The organism is Oleiphilus sp. HI0080 (assembly GCF_001635135.1).
On sequence record NZ_LWFU01000500.1, the window covers coordinates 1 to 592 of the forward strand.

Sequence of the window (592 nt, forward strand, 5' to 3'; positions counted from 1 at the left end):
ACTCACGAATTTTATTGATCGCCTGAGAAAAGGCTTCCTCAAAACCATGTGTTGCGATCGAAATCGTCGTCCTCTTCACGCCCTTTTGCCAAGGCACGTTAATCCGCAACTCTAGAACATCAACGGGAGCCCGAGAATCTCGAGCCACTGTCACTCTCCGCAAACCACGGATCGATCCATCACTGCGAACATGAAAGCCCGGCAATGAAGCCTGCTCTCGCTGATAGATCTCATACTCAGAGTCCAAACGTTTTTCTATTTCCTCTGCTTCTCTACGAGCGGCTTCTCGATTGTCGCCAATGCGCACGTATTCCTGATACTCTTTTCCCGCCCAGGATCGGTAAACCCTGAAGTAATCCAGACCGCCGTATTTGTGATCATATATCGGCATTTCAACCTCCACTTGTTTCTTTCAGCACTCTTGCAAGCATATTTGGCTTGCATCCTTTAGGCTGTTAATTAGAATCCGCCTACTTTGAGCACAGTTTAATCAATTAAAACTAGGGACTTAAACCTAATATGAAATACAGCATCTATCTTTCGGGTGAAATACACACAGACTGGCGTGAGCGCATCGCGTCAGGAATTGAAG

2 protein-coding genes are annotated in these 592 nt (G+C 46.5%); one reads left to right on the top strand and one right to left on the bottom strand.

From position 1 onward, the window contains the following. Nucleotides 1-391 (bottom strand): hypothetical protein (locus A3751_RS10515; RefSeq protein WP_156492376.1); only part of this gene is annotated, 391 nt, incomplete at its 3' end. Nucleotides 392-519: 128 nt separating this feature from the next. On the opposite strand from A3751_RS10515, the gene A3751_RS23885 reads away from it, so the two are divergent. After that, a partial coding sequence (locus tag A3751_RS23885; RefSeq protein ID WP_197466277.1) for a YtoQ family protein occupies nucleotides 520-592 on the top strand: 73 nt, incomplete at its 3' end.